This window comes from Streptomyces humi, from assembly GCF_001005085.2.
In the GTDB taxonomy this organism is placed as follows: domain Bacteria; phylum Actinomycetota; class Actinomycetes; order Streptomycetales; family Streptomycetaceae; genus Streptomyces; species Streptomyces humi.
Window position 1 is genome coordinate 1 of record NZ_LBMU02000043.1, and the last position, 18,882, is coordinate 18,882.

Below are 18,882 nucleotides of genomic sequence, written 5' to 3' on the forward strand. Positions count from 1 at the left end.
CAGCCTCGGGGCGTGCCACCCCCACCTACGTCCCCACCGTCGTCACCGCGCAGCCCCGGCTCCGGCCCTCCGGACCGGCGTCCCGGGAGGCCCGGCTGCCGTCCTGGACGCGTGGAATGACCACCGGGCACAAGGCGGCCGGCACCACCCTGAGCAGCACCCCGCCCGACCCCGGCGCCGGACTCACCGGCGAGTGGACCGCCCGCCCGGCCCTCCAAACCCCCGAGCCCGCGCAGGCCGCCCCCGCCCCGCCCCGGCAGAGCGCCCCGGCCCCGCAGGCCGCCCCGCCCCCTCGTACGGTCGCCGTCCTCGCCGTCCTCGCCGGTCGTCACAACGCCGGTCTCAGCCTCGGCCGCCTCGGGCGCTGGGCCGAGGCCGGCCAGATCCACCGCGCGGTCGCCGCCGAACGCGCCGGCCTCCTCGGCGCCGACCACCCGGACACCCTCGCCAGCCGCTACGAGGTCGCCTTCACCCTCAGCCGCACCGGCCGCGCCCTCGACGCCCTTCAGGAGTACACCGAGGTCGCCCGGTCCAGAGAGCGGGTGCTCGGCGCCGACCATCCGGACACCCTGGCCACCCGGCAGGAAACGGCTTACGTCCTGGGCCAGTTGGGCCGTCATTTCGACGCCCACCAGGTGTACGCCGACGTACTCGCGGCCCGTCGGCGGCTGATGGGCCCGGACCATCCCGACACCCTGCGCTGCCGCCACAACCTCGCCTTCAACCTCAGCAGGCTGGGCCGGCTGGAGGACTCGTACCGGATGGCCCACGACGTGGCCGAGGCCCGCGCCCGGGTGCTCGGCCCGCTGCACCCCGACACCCTGGTGACCCGCTACGAAGTCGCCTACGCGCTGGGGCAGTTGGGGCGCTGGGAGGAGGCCCTGCACACCTACCGCGAGGTCGCCGAGGCACGGACCCGGGCCCTCGGACCCGACCACCCCGACACCCTCGCCGCCCGCTACGAGGTCGGTATCAGCCTGGGGCGCCTCGGCCGCAGCGCGGACGCGCTCATCCTCTACCGCGCCCTGATCGACGACCGTACCCGCGTCCAGGGCCCCGCCCACCCCGAGACCCTGCGGGCCCGCCACGGTCTCGGCGTCAACCTCGGCCGTCTCGGCCGCTGGGAGGAGGCCCTCGCGGAGTCCCGTGACGTCTGCGCGATCCGCGAGCGCGTCCTGGGCCCCGACCACCTCGACACCCTGGTCAGCCGCCGCGAGGTGGCCGTCGGCCTGGGCTGGCTGGGCCGCTGGACGGACGCGCTGACCGAGTACCGGCGGGTGGCCGCCGCACGGGAGAGAGTCCTGGGCCCGGACCACCCCGACACCCTCGCCAGCCGCAACGACGAGGCGCACTGCCTGGAGCAACTGGGCCGAGGGCCCGAGGCGGTGGAGCTGTACCGACGAGTGGCGGTCCTGCGCCAACAGCGCGCGTCCGGCGGACGGCTCTGAGACGCGCCCCGAAGGACGCGGGGAACCGCGCGATCAGCCCCACCGCCCCGTACGCAAACCGACCCCCGCCCGCGAGGCGCATCGGCACGCCTCTTACCCACCTAGATCATCACGTGTTACGAAGAACCATGCCCCCTGCCACCGCAGCGTCCCGGACCTACGACACAGTCATCGTCGGCGGCGGCCACAACGGCCTCGTCGCCGCCGCCTACCTGGCCCGTGCCGGCCGCTCCGTGCTCGTGCTGGAGCGGCTCGGCGACACCGGCGGCGCCGCCGTCTCCACCCGCCCCTTCACCGGCGTCGACGCGAAGCTCTCGCGCTACTCGTACCTGGTCAGCCTGCTGCCCAGGAAGATCGTCCGCGATCTCGGCCTGGACTTCCGGGTCCGCGGCCGCACCGTCTCCTCGTACACGCCCGTGGAACGGGCCGGCCGGCCGACCGGACTGCTCGTCGGCGGCGGCGAGCGGCGGATCCGCGAGGCCTTCGAACGGCTGACCGGCGGCAAGGAGGAGTACCGGGCCTGGCGGCGGTTCTACGGCATGACCGGCCAGGTCGCCGAGCGGGTCTTCCCCACCCTCACCGAACCGCTGCCCACACGCGACGAACTGCGCCGCCGGATCGACGACGAGACGGCCTGGCGGACGCTGTTCGAGGAGCCCATCGGCGTCGCGATCGAGGAGCACTTCGCCGACGACCTGGTACGCGGGGTCGTCCTCACGGACGCGCTGATCGGCACCTTCGCCGACGCCCACGACACCTCGCTGCGCCAGAACCGCTGCTTCCTCTACCACGTCATCGGCGGCGGCACCGGCGCCTGGGACGTACCGGTCGGCGGCATGGGCGCCCTCACCGACGCGCTGGCCGCCGCGGCCCGCTCGGCGGGCGCCTCGCTCACCACCGGACACGAGGCGGTACGGATCGAGACCGACGGCCGGGCCGCCGAGGTCACCTACCGCACCGCCGACGGCGAGGGCGTCGTCGGCGCCCGCCACGTGCTGGTCAACGCCTCCCCGCAGGAACTCGCCGCCCTGGTCGGCGACCCGGCGCCGGAGCCCGCCGAGGGCGCCCAGCTCAAGGTCAACATGCTGCTCAAGCGGCTGCCGAGACTGCGCGACACCGCGGTCGACCCGCGCGAGGCGTTCGCCGGCACCTTCCACATCGCCGAGGGCTACCAGCAACTGGCCACCGCCCACGCCGAGGCGGCGGCCGGCCGGCTCCCGGCCGCCCCGCCCTCGGAGATCTACTGCCACTCCCTGACCGACCCCACGATCCTCGGCCGGGATCTCGTCGAACGCGGCTACCAGACACTCACCCTGTTCGGCCTGCACACGCCCGCGCGGCTCTTCACGGCCGACAACGACGCCGTACGCGCCGAACTCCTGAAGTCCACCCTCGCCCAGCTCGACGCCCACCTCGCCGAGCCGCTCGCCGACTGCCTCGCCCTCGACGCGGACGGCCGCCCCTGCATCGAGGCGAAGACCCCGCTGGACCTGGAACACGACCTGCGCCTGCCCGGCGGCAACATCTTCCACCGCGACCTGTCCTGGCCCCACGCCCAGGACGGCACGGGCCGCTGGGGCGTCGAGACCCGGCACGCCAACGTGCTGCTGTGCGGGGCGGGCGCGGTCCGTGGCGGAGGGGTGAGCGGGGTGCCCGGGCACAACGCGGCGATGGCGGTGCTGGAGCGGGAGGACGGCCCAGAAATCTGACGGAGCATCAGAAAACCTCTTCCGTCGGCCGCCCGGCTGCGGCATCCTGCGCCCATGCAGACGGAGCTGAGCAAGACCCTGGGAGTCGAGCACGCCGTCTTCGGGTTCACGCCGTTCCCCGCCGTGGCCGCGGCCATCAGCAGGGCCGGCGGCTTCGGAGTGCTCGGCGCGGTCCGCTACGCCGCACCCGACGAACTCAAACGCGACCTCGACTGGATCGAGGAGCACGTCGACGGGAAGCCGTACGGGCTCGACGTCGTCATGCCCGCCAAGAAGGTGGAGGGCGTCACCGAGGCCGATGTCGAGGCGATGATCCCCGAGACGCACCGGCAGTTCGTCCGCGACACCCTCGCCAAGTACGGGGTGCCCGAACTGGCCGACGGCGAGGCGTCCGGGTGGCGCATCACCGGGTGGATGGAGCAGGTCGCCCGCACCCAGCTGGACGTCGCCTTCGACTACCCGATCCGGCTCCTCGCCAACGCCCTGGGCTCGCCGCCCGCCGACGTCGTCGACCGCGCCCACGACCGGGGCGTCCTGGTCGCCGCGCTCGCGGGCAGCGCCCGGCACGCCGAGAAGCACCGGGACGCCGGCATCGACGTCGTCGTGGCCCAGGGCTACGAGGCGGGCGGCCACACCGGGGAGATCGCCACCATGGTCCTCACCCCCGAGGTCGTGGACGCCGTCGCCCCGCTGCCGGTCCTGGCGGCCGGGGGCATCGGCAGCGGCCGGCAGGCGGCGGCCGCGCTCGCCCTCGGCGCCCAGGGCGTGTGGCTGGGCTCCCTGTGGCTGACCGTCACCGAAGCCGACCTCTCCTCACCCGCCGTGACCCGCAAACTGCTCGCCGCCGGTTCCGGTGACACGGTCCGCTCCCGCGCCCTGACCGGAAAACCGGCCCGCCAGCTCCGCACCGAGTGGACCGACGCCTGGGACGACCCGCAGGGCCCCGGCACCCTCCCGATGCCCCTCCAGGGCCTGCTCGTCGCCGAGGCCCTCACCCGCATCCAGAAGTACGAGGTCGAACCCCTGCTCGGCACCCCCGTCGGCCAGATCGTCGGCCGGATGACCGGCGAACGCAGCGTCCAGGCCGTCTTCGACGACCTCACCCGCGGCTTCGAACGGGCCGTCGACCGCATCAACCGCATCGCCGGAAGGAGCGGCAAGTGACCAGCACGCCCCCCGCCGGATTCTGGGCCCAGGCCACCCTCGACCCCAACCGCACGGTGCTCGTCGCCCCCGACGGCGAGGAATGGACCGCCGGACGCCTGCACGCGGCGACCAACCGCCTCGTGCACGGACTGCGCGCGGCCGGCCTGCGCCGCGGCGACGCCTTCGCGGTCGTCCTGCCCAACGGGCCCGAGTTCTTCACCGCCTACCTCGCCGCCACCCAGGCCGGCCTCTACCTCGTCCCCGTCAACCACCACTTCGTCGGCCCGGAGATCGCCTGGATCGTCGCCGACTCCGGCGCCAAGGTCCTGCTCGCCCACGAACGCTTCGCCGGCCCCGCCCGGCACGCCGCCGACGAGGCCGGCCTCCCCGCCACCCACCGGTACGCCGTCGGCGACATCGAGGGCTTCCGCCCCTACGCCGAACTCCTCGACGGACAGCCCGAGTCGGCCCCCTCCGACCGCGAACTCGGCTGGGTCATGAACTACACCTCCGGTACGACGGGACGCCCACGCGGCATCCGGCGCCCGCTGCCCGGCAGACTCCCCGAGGAGGCCTACCTCGGCGGCTTCCTCGGCATCTTCGGCATCCGTCCCTTCGGAGACGACGTCCACCTGGTCTGCTCGCCGCTCTACCACACGGCCGTGCTCCAGTTCGCGGGCGCCTCGCTCCACATAGGGCACCGCCTGGTCATGATGGACAAGTGGACCCCGAAGGAGATGCTCCGCCTGATCGACACCCACAAGTGCACCGACACCCATATGGTCCCGACCCAGTTCCACCGCCTGCTCGCCCTCCCCGAGCAGGTGCGCGCCCGCTACGACGTCTCGTCCATGCGGCACGCCATCCACGGCGCCGCCCCCTGCCCGGACCACGTCAAGCGGGCGATGCTCGACTGGTGGGGCCCCAGCGTGGAGGAGTACTACGCGGCCAGCGAGGGCGGCGGTGCCTTCGCGACCGCCGAGGACTGGCTGAAGAAGCCCGGCACGGTCGGCAAGGCCTGGCCCATCAGCGAACTCGCCGTCTTCGACGACGACGGCAACCGGCTGCCGGCCGGTGAACTCGGCACCGTCTACATGAAGATGAACACCGGCGGTTTCTCCTACCACAAGGACGACGCCAAGACGCGGAAGAACCGCATCGGTGACTTCTTCACCGTGGGCGACCTCGGTTACCTGGACGAGGACGGCTACCTCTTCCTCCGCGACCGCAAGATCGACATGATCATCTCCGGCGGGGTCAACATCTACCCCGCCGAGATCGAGTCCGCCCTGCTGTCCCACCCCGCGGTCGCCGACGCCGCGGCCTTCGGCATCCCGCACGACGACTGGGGGGAGGAGGTCAAGGCCGTCGTCGAACCCGCCCCCGGACACGAACCGGGCCCGGACCTCGCCGCCGCCCTCCTCACCCACTGCGCCGAACGCCTGGCCGGCTACAAGTGCCCCAAGACCGTCGACTTCATCTCCGAGATGCCCCGCGACCCAAACGGCAAGCTGTACAAACGCAGGCTGCGGGAACCGTACTGGGAGGGACGGACCCGGCCGGTGTGACCAGTGCCGTGAGAGCGGCACACGGGCGGCTCACGGGTGGAGACGGGAACGGCTCTGAAGGAAGTCGGCCAGACCGGCCGAGTCGGTACCGACCTTGCGGTAGATGCGGGACAGCATCTGCCGCACGCCCTGCTGGGTGAGGTGCAGTTCCTCGGCCACCGCCGCCAACGGCTGTCCCTGGACGGTCAGTTCGGCGGTGCGCAGTTCCTGCGGGCTCAGGGTGACGGCCTGGACATAGCGCAGGGGCAGGGGGCGCATTCCGGCCGCCGACAGCTCCTCCCGGGCCCGCCCGGCGAGTACCTCGGCCCCGCAGTGGACGGCTCCTTCCAGCCCCTGGTACAGCCGGTCGGCGGCCTCCTGGAGCCGTCCGGCACGCAACAGCGCGGCGCCGTGGCCGATCTGGGCGCGGGCCAGTTCACAGGCGGCGGGCGACTGCTCCAGGTGATGTACCGCCTCCGCGTGCACCGGCAGAGCCGTCGGTCCGCCGGTCACCTCGGCGAGGGTGTGCAGGGCCTGTCCGATGGTGGAGGCCGCACCGAACTCCCGGGCGCGGCGCACGGCGTCCTGGGCGTGAACGACCGCCTCGTCCGGGGCGATCGGGGCGAGTGCGGAGGCGAGTCGCAACTGCCACGGGCACCAGGCCGGATTACGCCAGCCGCGGCCGTCCAGCCAGTCCCCGACCGAGGCCAGCAGCCGCGCCGCCTCGGCGTGCCGCCCTTCGGCCAGCAGCAGTTCGGCGTACACCGTGCGGGGGTCGGGATAGATGACGGCGTTGGGAGCCGTCTCGCCGAAGTGGTGCCGGTCGGCGAGTGCGCGGGCCTCGGCCAGGCGCCCACGGGCCAGCAGCGTCTGGATCAGAACGCTCACGCCGTACCACTGGGCGGCCACGACGCCTTCCACCTTGTCGGCGATGCGCAGACCTTCCCGGACGAGGTCCTCCGCCTCGGCCAGACAGCCACGGTGGTAGCGGACGTACCCGGCGATGGTCTGGCCGAAGGCCGAATGGGAGCCGTGCCAGCCCTTGGCGGTGCACTCGGCGATCCCCTGCTCGAAGAGTTCCTCGGCCCGTCGCGGCTGGTCGGCGTACATGAACACCAGAGCGACCGAGAGGGGCACCTCGAAGCCACGGTTCTCGTCGGTCCAGCTCATGCCACCGTGCAGGGACTTCTCGGCGTACGCGAGAGCGGTGCGGCGTGATTCGCCGCGCAGGACGGCGTCCCAGGCCCGCAGTCCCAGGATGTAGCGCTCCTCCAGGCTGCGACCGGGCAACTGCTCAGCGAGACGGGCCAGTCTCCGGGAGCGGGCGGGTGAGTCGGGATCGTCGGCGCGCATCGTGCTCCAGACGAAGTGATCCGCCTGCATACGCAGTTTGACGCGCGGATGCGTGGCCTGACGCGCCTCCGCGGCGGCGACGGCCACGGCCTCGGCCATCTGATCGGTGTGGGCCAGCGCCGTCGTCAGCCGGTAGACGACGGAGGCGCGCAACTCGGGGTCGACGTGCGGTTCGGTCAGCGCCTCGCGGAGATACCGCACCGTGGCCGTCGGCTCGATCAGGAAGGTGGCACACGCGAGTTCGTGCAGGACGGCGGCGCGGTCCTCGGGCAGCGGCGGCTCCTGAAGCGCGCGGGTCAGCAGCCGCCGGGCCGCCTCGGTGGCCCCGGCACGTAGGTACTCGCGAGCCGCCTCGCGCAGACAGCCGACCGTCTCGGGGATGCCCTCGCAGGGCACCTCCAGCAGGTGCCGGGCGGCGGCGGTGGGGCCGTATCCCGCGGTCAGGAGGGCCTCCGCGGCGGCATTGTGCAGGCCGGCCCGGAAGCCGGGGCGGATGGACCGGTAGATCGTCGTCGCGATCAGCGGATGAACGAACTCCAGCTCGCCCTCGGGCCCATGGTCCTCGGCGAGGATCCGGGCCGCACGCAGCCGCCTGGTCGCGTCGGCCGCGGCGTCCTCGCCGAGCACCGCGATGGTCGCGGCGAGCTGCGGTGAGAAGGGCGAACCGAGGACGGCCGCGGCGTCCGCGAAGCGGACAGTGGCCGTGTCGAGTCGTTTCAGGCGCTCGATCAGTCCGGGACCCTTGATGGCCGCGGCGAGTTCGCGCATGGCGGGCAGCTCGTGCTGGGTGCCGCTGACCTTCCGTTCGGCGAGTCCGATGGCGAGCTCCACCACCTCGAAGGGACTTCCGCCGGTGGCCGACCAGCACTCCTTGCAGAAGACGTCCTCGGCCTCCGCGCCCACCTCGTTCCTGACGATCTGTGCCACGCCGTCGGCGCTGAGCAGCGCCAGGTCATGGGGACGGTCCCCGTGATGCGCGACGAGTGCGCGGAGCGCGCCGCCTTCCACCGGCAGTTCGTCGGGCCGGTAGGCCAGCACGATCAGCAGCGGCAGGTCGTCGATCCGGGACGCGAACGAGGAGAGCCAGTTCAGGGATTCGGCGTCAGCCCAGTGCAGGTCGTCCAGCAGCAGGACGACGGGCGCCTTCTTCACCGCGAGCCGTGTCATGACCCAGTCGAGCCCGTCTCGGACCCCGGTCGGGTCCGGCGCGGGGGCGGCGCCCCGCGCCTCCAGCCCGAGGACGGCGGCCATGATGTCGTACCAGCTGCCCAGGAAGGCACGGAGTTCCGCCCCGTCCATGCCGGCCAGCGACGGCTGCATCAACTGGCGCACCACGCGGAACGCCGAGCCCTGCTCGTTCTCCCCGCCCCTGCCCGACAGCACGGTGAATCCGGTACCCGCGGCCCGGTCGCGTGCTGCCGCGATCAGCGCGGTCTTGCCCAGTCCGGCCGGCCCGCTGAAGGCGAGCAGCCCCCCGCGCCGCGCTCGCGGTACGCCGTCCGCAGAGCGGCGCAGTTCCTGGAATGCGGCGTCCAGAGCGCGAAGTTCCTGACGGCGTTCGATCAACGTGCACTGTTCGGTGATCGGTTGCCGCAGCTCCATCGCCATGTGCCGTACCGCTTTCTGTCGTTCGGCCCGGAGGAGGCCGAGCGTACGCCTCGGTGAGGTGCGACAAGACGGTTTGGGCACCATAGAGTGAATCATGAACGGAGGATGGGAAAATGCCCGCCCACCGGGTAGGAGGGCCGAATGGACTTTTCCCGGCGGCTGTCCCAGGAGCATCCCGGAAACCCTTATGGCACGGCGGGCACCGAGACCACATCCGCGTAGCGTGGTACGGCGCGGGACCAGTCGTAGCACCCGCGCATCCAGCCGATCATGCCCTGTAGACAGCCGAGGACCGCGGGACTCAATTCCGGTTCCACCTCGGCACGGAGCCTTTCGAACTCCTCGATCGTGCCGTTGATCTCCCGGACGGCCAACAGGACGGCGTCCTGGAGGGAGCATCCGTGCTCACGCCGACGGGCCAGGGCCAGGTTGATCATCTCGCCCGCGCGTTGTTCCTTCACCGCTGAGAACAGGTCGGCCGTCCACACCGCCGCGTCGGACGAGAGCCGACTGAGCCGCTGTACGGCGGGACGGTGGAGTTCGGCGACGGCCGGCCCGGGCGACTGAGCGGCCTCGTACAGCGGATAGAAGGGCTCGACACCGGCCGTCAGCGAGCGTATCGAGGTGCAGTTCTCCGTTTCCAGGAGGAAGGGGTGGGCCTGCGCCACCGCTTCGTACAGCAGGCCGTGCACGTACTCACGGCTCTTCCAGGCCCATCGCGCCGCCTGCTCGGGTGTGCACCGCTCCCTGACCTGCCGGTGGAGGTCGGCAAGGGCAGCCCCGAGGGGAGAGCCGGCAGGCCGGCCGTCCCGCAGGATCTCGACGCTCTCGCACAGCATGGGCAGCAGCCGGCCCGGGGAGCGTCGGCCGACAGCCTCCGCACGGTCGTCGAAGACGAACTGATAGGCGATCTGACCGGCCACGATCCGCAGCAGATCCGCGTCCACGGCGGGACTGGTCAACGACGCCAGTTCCGCCGGCCGGGTCTGGTGGATCATCGCCGCCACACCTGGCTCGTCGGTCAGCCCCCACTCGTTCAGCCAGGCGTCCACCCCGGCCGCGGCCTCGGCCTCGTGCGGGTTGCGCCGGAACGGGAAGGGCATGTGGAGGTGGGTGTCGATCAGGTCCCGGAGGTTGGGGACCGGTGTTCCGTCCGGTGCGGCGAGCGCGATTTCCTCATGTGTGGTCGACAACGTGGTCACCTGCCGTTCCTGGTTCCGGTGCGCTGTGAGGGGGCTGCCGTCGGGGGCACCGGTGAGCGGGTCTCGCAGATCATGACCAGTGCGCGCGGCCCCATCGTGATGCCGGGGCGCGGCGGCCGTTCGACGTGTCCCGGCAGCCGGCGCAGCCGTCGGCGCGCGGCGATGGTCGCGAGCGCCAGGGTGGCCTCGACCATGGCGAACTCGTCGCCGAGACATTTGCGGCTGCCCGCCGAGAACGGCATCATCGCGCGGCGCTGTTCCGGGGTGGGCCGCCCCGGCAGCCAGCGGCCGGGGTCGAAGCGCTCGGGGTCGGGGAACGACGCCGGATCGTGGTGGAGGAGGTAGGGGCTGTACAGCACGGCCGCTCCCGCGGGCAGCCGGCGTCCCGCGAGTTCCGTCTCCTTGGTGGTCACCCGGGTGAAGAGCCAGCCGGGGGACGAGTGGCGCAGCGTCTCGGAGACCACGCAGCGGGTGTGCACGAGACGCGGCAGGTCGTCGGGACCGGGGAGCCGGCCGTCGGCGAGGACGGAGTCGAGTTCGGCGTGCAGGCGACGCTCCGCCTCCGGATGGCGGGCCAGCAGGGCGAAAGCGGCCGCCAGCGTGAGGGCCAGGGTCTCGGCGCCCGTGAGCAGCAGGGTGATCAGGTGGTCGTGGACCTCCTGGTCGCTGATGGCGGGTGCCGCGCCGGCACCGCGGGTGGCCGCCAGCAGCGTGCCCAGCACGTCGTCGCGGTCGGTGCCCCGGCGCCGCTCGGCGATCACCGTGTCGATGAGGGCGTGCAGACGGGCCAGCGAGCGCCGGTAGCGGCGGTTCGCCGGGGTCGGGATCCGGAAGAGCGCGTCGATCGGCACGACCGTCCGGACGAACAGGCCGCGGACGACGTCCGTGAGGCAGTCCCGCACCGCGGCGGCGCTCGCCGCGTCCAGTGAGTCGGAGAGGAGGACCCGGCTGATCACCCGGGTCGTCAGGGACATCATGGCCTCGGTCACCGCGATGCGTTGCCCCGGCGGCCAGGCGCGGGCCACCGCCTCGGCCTCCGCGGTGACCAGGTCCGTGTACGCGGCCACCCGTCCGGGGCGGAAGGCGGGCTGTAGCAGCCGGCGCTTCTCGCGGTGGTCCGGCTGGCGGCAGGTGACGAGGCCGTCCCCCATCAGTCTGCCGAGCCTGTCGTAGAGCGGGCCCCCCTTGTCGAAGGTGTGCGGATCCATCAGCACCTCGTGGGCCAGCTCGGGACGGCACACCATCCAGGCGCGCTGGGGGCCCAGTCGTATCTCGACCAGATCCCCGTACGCGGGCAAAGAATTGAGAAACGCCAGCGGTCGTCGGTAGAAGGCGATACCGTGGCCGAAGAGCGGGAATATGCCGGGAGCAGTACCTGTCGTCCATGTTCGTTTTTGTTCAGGCGCAGCGCGGTTCATGAAAACCTCCTGCCCGACTGGACATGCGAAATGAGCGTATCTGCTGCGGACGTGATGTCCGAGACAAGTCCTGCCCAGTTGAGCTGTTTCCGGGTTTCCCGAATCCTTTCTTCAAAGGGGCGCACGGAAGCACGCAGAAGCAAAACATCCTTTGTGAAGCGGATTTTGGCGCATTCCGTACTCACCCGTGGTCGCGCCCGTCACGCGGGTGTGGTCCCGCCCCACAGGAACGGGACCACACATCCTCAGCGTTGGTGCACGTGGACCGATCGCAGCACCGGTGACGACAGGATGTCCTTCTCACAGAACCGCGCGGTCACCCATCTCTCGGCCGAGAACAGCCGGGTCTGATCGCCGTAGTGCGGCGAGTCGGGGTTCGAGGACTGTGAGTACGTCAGCAGGGTGCGGGCCACCGGGCAGCCGCCGCCGTCCCAGCCGACCGCCTGGATGTGGCTCGACCCGGTCGTCACCTCCGTGTAGCCGCCCTGGGCCGGGCTCCAGACCGCCTCCACCTTGTTCCAGACCCCCAGCCGCTCCGTGCCGCCCGGTACGGCGATGTGGCGGCCGCCGCGGACCACGAACTGGTGCTGCCCGAGCGGGGCGTCAAGGGCGATCCCGGCCGCGCGCAGCTCGGCGACGGCGTCGGCCAGGGCCGTCGCGAAGCCCGGGTCGGCGGTGTCGAGCGTGTTCGGCGTGCGCACCGGGTCGGCCGCCGAGAACGGCACCTTCCAGAGCTGGGCCGACGCCACCGAGGCGGTCAGCTTCCGCCAGAAACGGTCGAAGAGCAGGGCGCCCCTGCTGTCCGTGTTCATCGTCCGGTCCCAGGACGCCAGCACCGGGCAGGCGGCGGAGACGTCGACGGACCTGCCGTCCGAGCCCTTCGCGCTGCCGCCGGGCAGGGCGGCACAGGCCTTCGCCGTGTCGGCCGCCGCCAGGTCGCCCGCGGGCACCCGGTTCGTGAACTCCTGGGCCTGGAGGTCCCGCACGGTCAGCCCGCCCCGCCTCGCCATCGCGGACACGTCCTCGAGCGCGCCCCGGGTCCGCATCGAACGCTGCGTCCCGATGGCGCCGAAGATCCGCTCGTACCCGGTGAGCGGCCGGTCGGCGTTGGCCAGCCAGGCGCTGTCGTTGGAGTTCTCCGCGTACGGCGCGTCCTTCAGGACGGGCATCCGGGACGGCCCGAAGATCCCGGGCTGGACGGCGTCCGGATCGCTGCCCGGAGTGCAGGCGCTCCGCGAGCCGTCGAGGACCGCGAGCCCCGCCTGCGGGTAGGTGAGTCTGCCGAGGTCGGTGGAGCATTCCGCGGCCAGCGCGTCGGTGATCCGGGGCAGCACCTGCGACTGCGTGTACAGCGTGTGTCCGGAGGAGTCCGCGGCGACCGTGTTCACCCAGGGAAGACCCTGGTGCCGGTCGAGGGAGTCGGCGATGCCCGCCGTGGACCGGGCCTTGGCGAAGCCGAGCGAGGTGTCGGCGAACCGGAAGTTGGCGGCGTTGGGGTCGTTGAACGCGTACGCCGTCGTCGCCGTCCAGGGCAGCGGCGGCTGGCCGCCGGGATCCGCGACGACCGGGCCGTACCGCGTCCACCACTGGGTGCGGGTGACCGGCGCGCCGCCCTTGACCCGGACGGTCACGGTCCGTTTCGTCATGTGCTCCGGCTTGCCGTCGACCAGGTAGACGGTGGGGTCGGACGGGGCGAGGGTGAGCCGGGTCAGGTTGAAGGGGACGCCGGTCGCGACGGTGTGGCTCCACGCCACATGGGCGTTGTAGCCGATGGATATCGTCGGCGAACCCAGCAACGAGGCGCCCGCGACGTCGAGTTCGCCGGGAATGGTCTGCTGCGACTGCCAGAACCGGCGTCCGCCCTGCCAGGGGTAGTGCGGGTTGCCCAGCAGCAGACCCCGGCCGTTCGCCGTGGTGGCACCGCTGAAGGCGACCGCGTTCGACCCCATGTCGGAGTCGGCGGCGGTCCGCGCCCGCACGGCCTTGACCAGGGCCGCGGCGTCGACGTCCCGGGCGGCCCCGGTGGCCCCGGTGGCCCCGGTGGGCGGCTGCGCCGCGGTGATCTCGTCCACGGCACCGCCCTGGCCGCCCAGCACCGACAGGGCGTAGAAGCGGGTGGCCACGTCCAGGGTGGTGATCGGCCGCACCCAGGCCGCGCCCCGGCAGGCGGGGTCGGTGATCCGGTGCCGCGCCAGCCAGGCGTCGTAGCCGGCGGCGAAGCCCCGCATCAGGTCCCGCACCTGCCGGCTCGGACCCAGCGGCGCCGGTCGGGCGAGCAGTTCCGCCACCGTCCCGGCCCGCCGTACGCCCCGGAAGAACAGGTCGCTGGAGAGGTTGGTGGCGGCCGACGAGAGCGACAGGTCGGTCCCGGCGTCGGGGCCGAAATAGCGCGAACGGTCGCCGCGCAGCGTGACGAAGCCGTCGGCGAGCGTGCAGACCTGGTCGGCGGCCTGGGCCCAGCCGGTGCCGAAGCCCAGATCGGCGTAGTCCTTGGCGAGGATGTGCGGAACGCCGTACTCGGTGTAGCGGATGACGGCGGACAGACCGCCGTGCGAGGGACGGTCCTGGCGGGCCGGCCGGTCGGCCGCGGCGGCCGGTAACGCGGCCGATGCGGTGAGCAGTGCGACGGCTGCGACGAGCAGTCGTCTCAGACGGGTGGTGCGCATCTGTGCCTCCCAACGTCGTTGCGGGAAGGAGCGGTTGAGGAACGCTGTGCGTGTGCGCTTCGATGGTGCTTGACCTGTCCGTGCGACGGACAGAGGATCATGAGCCATGACGCAGGGACAGGGCAGCACGGTTGACGGGGTGCTGCGACGCAGCGCCCGACGCACCCCCGCACGGGTGGCGGTGGAGTACGGCGAACGCCGCTGGACGTACCAGGAACTCGACGACGCCGTCTCACGCGCGGCGAGCGTGCTGCTCGGCCGTGGCCTCGACCGCGGCGACCGGGTCGCGACCTACGGGCACAACTCCGACGCCTACCTGATCGCCTTCCTCGCCTGCGCCCGCGCCGGTCTGGTGCACGTGCCCGTGAACCAGAACCTGACCGGCGACGACCTCGCCTACATCGTCGACCAGTCGGGCAGCTCGCTGGTGCTGGCCGACCCGGACCTCGCCGGACGACTCCCGGACGGTGTACGGGTGTTGCCGCTGCGGGACGCCGAGGACTCGCTGCTCGCCCTGCTGGAGCGGGCGGCGCCCTACGACGGTCCGGAGCCGCGTGCCGAGGACCTGGTGCAGCTGCTGTACACCTCGGGGACCACGGCGCTGCCCAAGGGCGCGATGATGAGCCACCGGGCGCTGGTGCACGAGTACCTGAGCGCGATCGCCGCCCTCGACCTGAGCGCCGGGGACCGGCCCGCGCACGCCCTGCCGCTCTACCACTCCGCCCAGCTGCACGTCTTCCTGCTGCCCTACCTGGCGGTCGGCGCGACCAACGTCATCCTGGCCGCCCCGGACGGTGACACCCTGTTCGACCTGATCGAAGCCGGCCGCGTGGACAGCCTGTTCGCACCGCCCACCGTGTGGATCGGCCTGGCCGGCCGGCCCGACTTCGCCACCCGCGACCTCGGCGGCCTGCGCAAGGCCTACTACGGGGCGTCGGTCATGCCGGTGCCCGTCCTCGAACGGCTGCGGGAACGGCTCCCGAAACTGGCCCTGTTCAACTGCTTCGGGCAGAGCGAGATCGGACCGCTGGCCACCGTGCTCGCCCCCGAGGAGCACAAGGGGCGGCTGGACTCCTGCGGCCGCACCGTGCTGTTCGTGGAGGCCCGCGTGGTCGACGAGGACGGCCGGGACGTACCCGACGGCACGCCCGGTGAGATCGTGTACCGCTCGCCGCAGTTGTGCGACGGCTACTGGCGGAAACCCGAGGAGACCGAGGAGGCCTTCCGGGACGGCTGGTTCCACTCCGGCGACCTCGCGGTACGCGACTCCGACGGCTACTTCACGATCGTCGACCGGGTCAAGGACGTCATCAACTCCGGTGGCGTACTGGTCGCCTCACGACAGGTCGAGGACGCCCTCTACACCCACGAGGCGGTCGCCGAGGCCGCCGTCATCGGCCTGCCCGACGAGCGGTGGGTCGAGGCGGTCACGGCGGTCGTCGTGCCACGCGGCGAGACCGACGAGGCCGCCCTGATCGCCCATGTGAAGGAGCGGCTGCCCGCCTTCAAGGCGCCGAAGCGGATCCTGTTCGTGACCGAGCTGCCCCGCAACGCCAGCGGCAAGATCCTGAAGCGTGAGCTGCGCGACCGGTTCGGCCCCGCCTGAGGACCCGCCTGCACACAGCAGACGGGCGCCGCCGTCTCCCCGTCGCCCTCGGCGCACTCGCGGGCGTCCCCGCCCCCGGCGAGGTGCTGCGCGCCGGTCTCCCGCTCGCCGGCGCCCTGGAACGGAACGAAGCTCAGCCACCGGCAGGCCGGGGGACTGCGGCGCCGGGGCGCCTGAGCCGTCCGCGGCGTCGCGTTCGTCCCTTGGGATGACGGCCGTGCCGAACGGGCACCGGCACGCGGCCCGAAGGGAGGCGGCTTCGTAGCGTGAGGCCATGTCGACCCTGTGGGAACTCATGCACGACTGCATCCCCGACGATCACGCCCGGCAGGTGACCTCCCGCTACTACCTCGACGAGGCCATGAGGGGCCCGCGGCCACCGGACCGGGTGGTCGACCTCGGCTGCGGACGCGGCGCCTCGGCCGGACTCTTCCGCAGCCACGACCCCCGGGTCCGGTGGGTGGGACTGGACATCCGCGACTCCCCGGAGGCCGCGCAGCGCACGCCCGGCGGCGACGCGGTGGTCCACTTCGACGGCGTCAACATGCCGTTCCGCTCGGACGCCGTGCCACTCGTGTACTCGCACCAGGTCTTCGAGCACGTCGCCCGGCCCAGGGAACTCCTCGCGGAGGTGGGCCGGGTGCTGCGGCCGGGCGGGCTGTTCATCGGCAGCACCTCCCAGTTCGAGCCGTACCACTCCTTCAGCCTGTGGAACTACACGCCGTACGGGTTCCGGGTGCTGGTCGAGGAGGCCGGCCTCACCCTGGAGGAGGTCCGTCCCTCGCTCGACGGCGTGACCCTGATCATGCGCAGCTACCACGACAGCCGGAAACAGGAGTACGGCCGGTTCTGGCGGCGGGAGTCGCCGCTCAACACGGAGATCGACGCCTGGGCCCGCACCGGCGACCGGCGGGCGGCCCTGGTGAACCTGCGCAAGCTCATGTTCTGCGGCCAGTTCGCGTTCCGGGTGACCAAGCCAGGAACGCCCCCCTGAGGCCTCAGCCCTGTGGCCCGAACGCCTTCAGGAAGCGGTCCCGGAACTGGTCCATGGCCCACTCCGGGGCGTTGTCCGCGGGCTTCAGCCCGTCCGTCCAGCCCCAGCCGGAGACCCGCTTCAGGACCTTCGGGTCGCGGGCGACGATGGTGACGGGCACGTCCTTGTTCGCGGTGCCGCCGGTGACCGTCGGGACGGGCTGGTGGTCGCCGAGGAACACCAGGACGGTATTGTCGTCGCCGTACCGCTGCATCCACTGCGTCAGGCTGTCCAGGGAGTACTGGATCGCCTTGCGGTACTCGGTCCGCACCCGCTGTGCGCTCTTCCAGACCTCCGTCGGGTCGGTGCCCTCCTTCTTGATCTTGTAGAAGACCTTGCCGTCGCCGAGGTCCTTCCAGTCGATGATGTGCGCGATGGGCGACCAGGGGTTGTGGCTGGAGGCCAGGATGATCTCCGCCATGATCGGGTCGCGGTTCTTCTTGCCGTGCTCCAGCTTCTGGAAGGCCTCCAGGCTGAACTGGTCCGGCACCGGCGTCCAGCTGAAGTACGGGCCCTCGTAACCGAGGTGCGTGGAGTCGTAGATGTGGTCGAGGCCGAAGTACTTGCCCTCGGGCCAGGCCTTGCGCACGCCCGGCACGATACCGACCGTGCGCCAGGCACCGGTCTTCTGGAAGTACTTGGTGAGGGTCGCGTGGTCACCGGTGGTCAGGGTCCGGTAGCGCTGCTGGTTCTTGATCCACAGGCCGGACAGGAACGTCGAGTGGGCGAGCCAGCTGCCGGCGCCCGTGACGGGCGACCTGAGCCAGCCGCTCTGCGCGGCGAAACCGGCCGACTTGAGCCGGGCGTTCCCCTCCGTGAGCGTCGCGTCGATCTCCGGCGCCATCGCCGGATCGTCGATCGCCACCCGGCCGTAGCTCTCGATGAAGGTGAACAGCACGTCCTTGCCGCGCAGTCCGGTCAGCAGCTGGTTCGGCGGGGTGCCGGCGTAGGCGTCGACGGCGAGCTGCTTCTTGAAGACGTCGGCGTCGCCCAGCCCGTCGCGGACGTACTGCACACGGTTGGCGAGGAACTGGCTGTAGCCCTTCGTGGCGACCGGGACACCGGCGAACTGCACGCCCAGCGTGAAGCAGGTGATCCACACGACGCCGAGGACGAGCGTGGTGCGTACCGCCACGGCGCGGTGCCCGGCCATCATGTCCGCCAGCCGCACCATCGCGAGCGCGCTGAGCACGAGTACGGCGATGAGCAGCACGATCACGCCGATCACCGCGAGGATCTCGCCCGTGTGGCCGAACGAGTCCTTCACCCAGTCCGCGGCGTCGGTCAGCAGCACCCAGTCGAAGACCAGGTCGAAGGGCCGGGCCAGGGTCTGGTAGAAGCCCATGTCGAGGCACTTGAGGACGGTGGACAGGCCGATCAGCGCGCCCGTGGCGACGGCCGCGATCCGCCGTGCCCGGGACGGCAGCGCCAGCAGGAGGATCGCGAGGAAGAGCGCTTCGACGGGCAGCCGGAAGAAACCCTGGAGGGTGAACCGGTCGAGCCGGTCGGGCACGAGGATCGCGACGAGCACGAACACCCCGGCCAGCACGTTCGCACCCACCCGTACGACGGCTGCGGCGCGAGGATTCAGCCGCCACCGCCGGAACCAACGGGCCCGCGGGGTGTCGGCACCCTGGACGGAGGCCCCGGCGCCGTCCCCAGCGGAGGCGGAGACAGAGGCCTCGGCGTCGTCCCCGGCGGAGGCAGAGGCTTCGGCTTCGTCCCCGGCAGAAGCAGAGGCAGAGGCTTCGGCTTCGTCCCCGGCAGAAGCGGAGGCAGAGGCGTCGGCTTTGTCCCCGGCAGAAGCAGAGGCAGAGGCGTCGGCTTTGTCCCCGGCAGAGGCAGAGGCGGCGTCGGGGCCGGCCGCCGCCTCAGCCGCGGGACTCGTGTCGGAGCCGGCCGCTTCGGCAGCCTCGGACCCCTCGCCCGACTCGCTCCCGTCGGCCTCGGTACCGGCCTCGGCCTCGGCGTCGGCTTTCGCTTCGGCGTTCGGCTCGGGGGCCTCCGGTGTGGGTGATGCCTCCTCCGCCGGGTCCGGGACCGGCGCGTCCGCGTCCGTGTCCAGTTGCTGGCGAGGGGGCGTGAGGTGCGACACCCGTACGTCCTTCCGTGCTGAGCCCGGTGATGGCACGGCGGCCCAGGATCC

The 18,882-nt window shown here is 72.0% G+C and carries 11 protein-coding genes; 6 read left to right on the forward strand and 5 right to left on the reverse strand.

Annotated features, from left to right (window positions below):
- The 4 genes from AAW13_RS19985 to AAW13_RS20000 form a co-directional block, all read left to right on the forward strand.
- A partial coding sequence (locus AAW13_RS19985; RefSeq protein WP_143145020.1) for a tetratricopeptide repeat protein occupies positions 1–1,448 on the forward strand: 1,448 nt, incomplete at its 5' end.
- 128 nt (positions 1,449–1,576) lie between these two features.
- Positions 1,577–3,157: a phytoene desaturase family protein gene (locus AAW13_RS19990; RefSeq protein ID WP_046731265.1), complete on the forward strand. Its 1,581-nt coding sequence runs from the start codon at positions 1,577–1,579 to the stop codon at positions 3,155–3,157.
- Between the two features lie 54 nt (positions 3,158–3,211).
- Positions 3,212–4,321 carry a nitronate monooxygenase gene (locus AAW13_RS19995; RefSeq protein WP_046731264.1) on the forward strand — a complete coding sequence of 370 codons (1,110 nt, stop codon included), beginning with the start codon at positions 3,212–3,214 and terminating at the stop codon, positions 4,319–4,321.
- A complete protein-coding gene (locus AAW13_RS20000; RefSeq protein ID WP_046731263.1) occupies positions 4,318–5,871 on the forward strand; it encodes an acyl-CoA synthetase in 1,554 nt (517 codons plus the stop codon). The genes AAW13_RS19995 and AAW13_RS20000 overlap by 4 nt, the downstream gene beginning before the upstream one ends.
- 30 nt (positions 5,872–5,901) lie before the next feature.
- On the opposite strand, the gene AAW13_RS20005 is transcribed toward AAW13_RS20000, so the two are convergent.
- From AAW13_RS20005 to AAW13_RS20020, 4 genes are all read right to left on the reverse strand, one after another.
- Positions 5,902–8,811, reverse strand: coding sequence for an ATP-binding protein (locus AAW13_RS20005; protein ID WP_046731262.1), 2,910 nt, complete (start codon positions 8,809–8,811; stop codon positions 5,902–5,904).
- Between the two features lie 185 nt (positions 8,812–8,996).
- Positions 8,997–10,013 carry a (-)-alpha-amorphene synthase gene (locus AAW13_RS20010; protein ID WP_107483363.1) on the reverse strand — a complete coding sequence of 339 codons (1,017 nt, stop codon included), beginning with the start codon at positions 10,011–10,013 and terminating at the stop codon, positions 8,997–8,999.
- Positions 10,010–11,431, reverse strand: a complete 1,422-nt coding sequence (locus tag AAW13_RS20015) for a cytochrome P450 (RefSeq protein WP_046731261.1) — start codon at positions 11,429–11,431, stop codon at positions 10,010–10,012. The genes AAW13_RS20010 and AAW13_RS20015 overlap by 4 nt, the downstream gene beginning before the upstream one ends.
- 245 nt (positions 11,432–11,676) lie before the next feature.
- Positions 11,677–14,097, reverse strand: a complete 2,421-nt coding sequence (locus tag AAW13_RS20020) for a penicillin acylase family protein (RefSeq protein WP_046731260.1) — start codon at positions 14,095–14,097, stop codon at positions 11,677–11,679.
- Between the two features lie 106 nt (positions 14,098–14,203).
- Between AAW13_RS20020 and AAW13_RS20025 the strand changes: the two genes are divergently transcribed.
- On the forward strand, positions 14,204–15,703 hold the full coding sequence (locus tag AAW13_RS20025; protein ID WP_046731259.1) for an acyl-CoA synthetase: 1,500 nt from the start codon (positions 14,204–14,206) through the stop codon (positions 15,701–15,703).
- Between the two features lie 274 nt (positions 15,704–15,977).
- Positions 15,978–16,697, forward strand: coding sequence for a class I SAM-dependent methyltransferase (locus AAW13_RS20030; protein WP_046731258.1), 720 nt, complete (start codon positions 15,978–15,980; stop codon positions 16,695–16,697).
- Between the two features lie 4 nt (positions 16,698–16,701).
- Here the strand turns inward: AAW13_RS20030 and AAW13_RS20035 are convergent, their stop codons facing one another.
- Positions 16,702–18,831, reverse strand: coding sequence for an alkaline phosphatase family protein (locus AAW13_RS20035; RefSeq protein ID WP_420855477.1), 2,130 nt, complete (start codon positions 18,829–18,831; stop codon positions 16,702–16,704).
- Positions 18,832–18,882 lie beyond the last annotated feature (51 nt).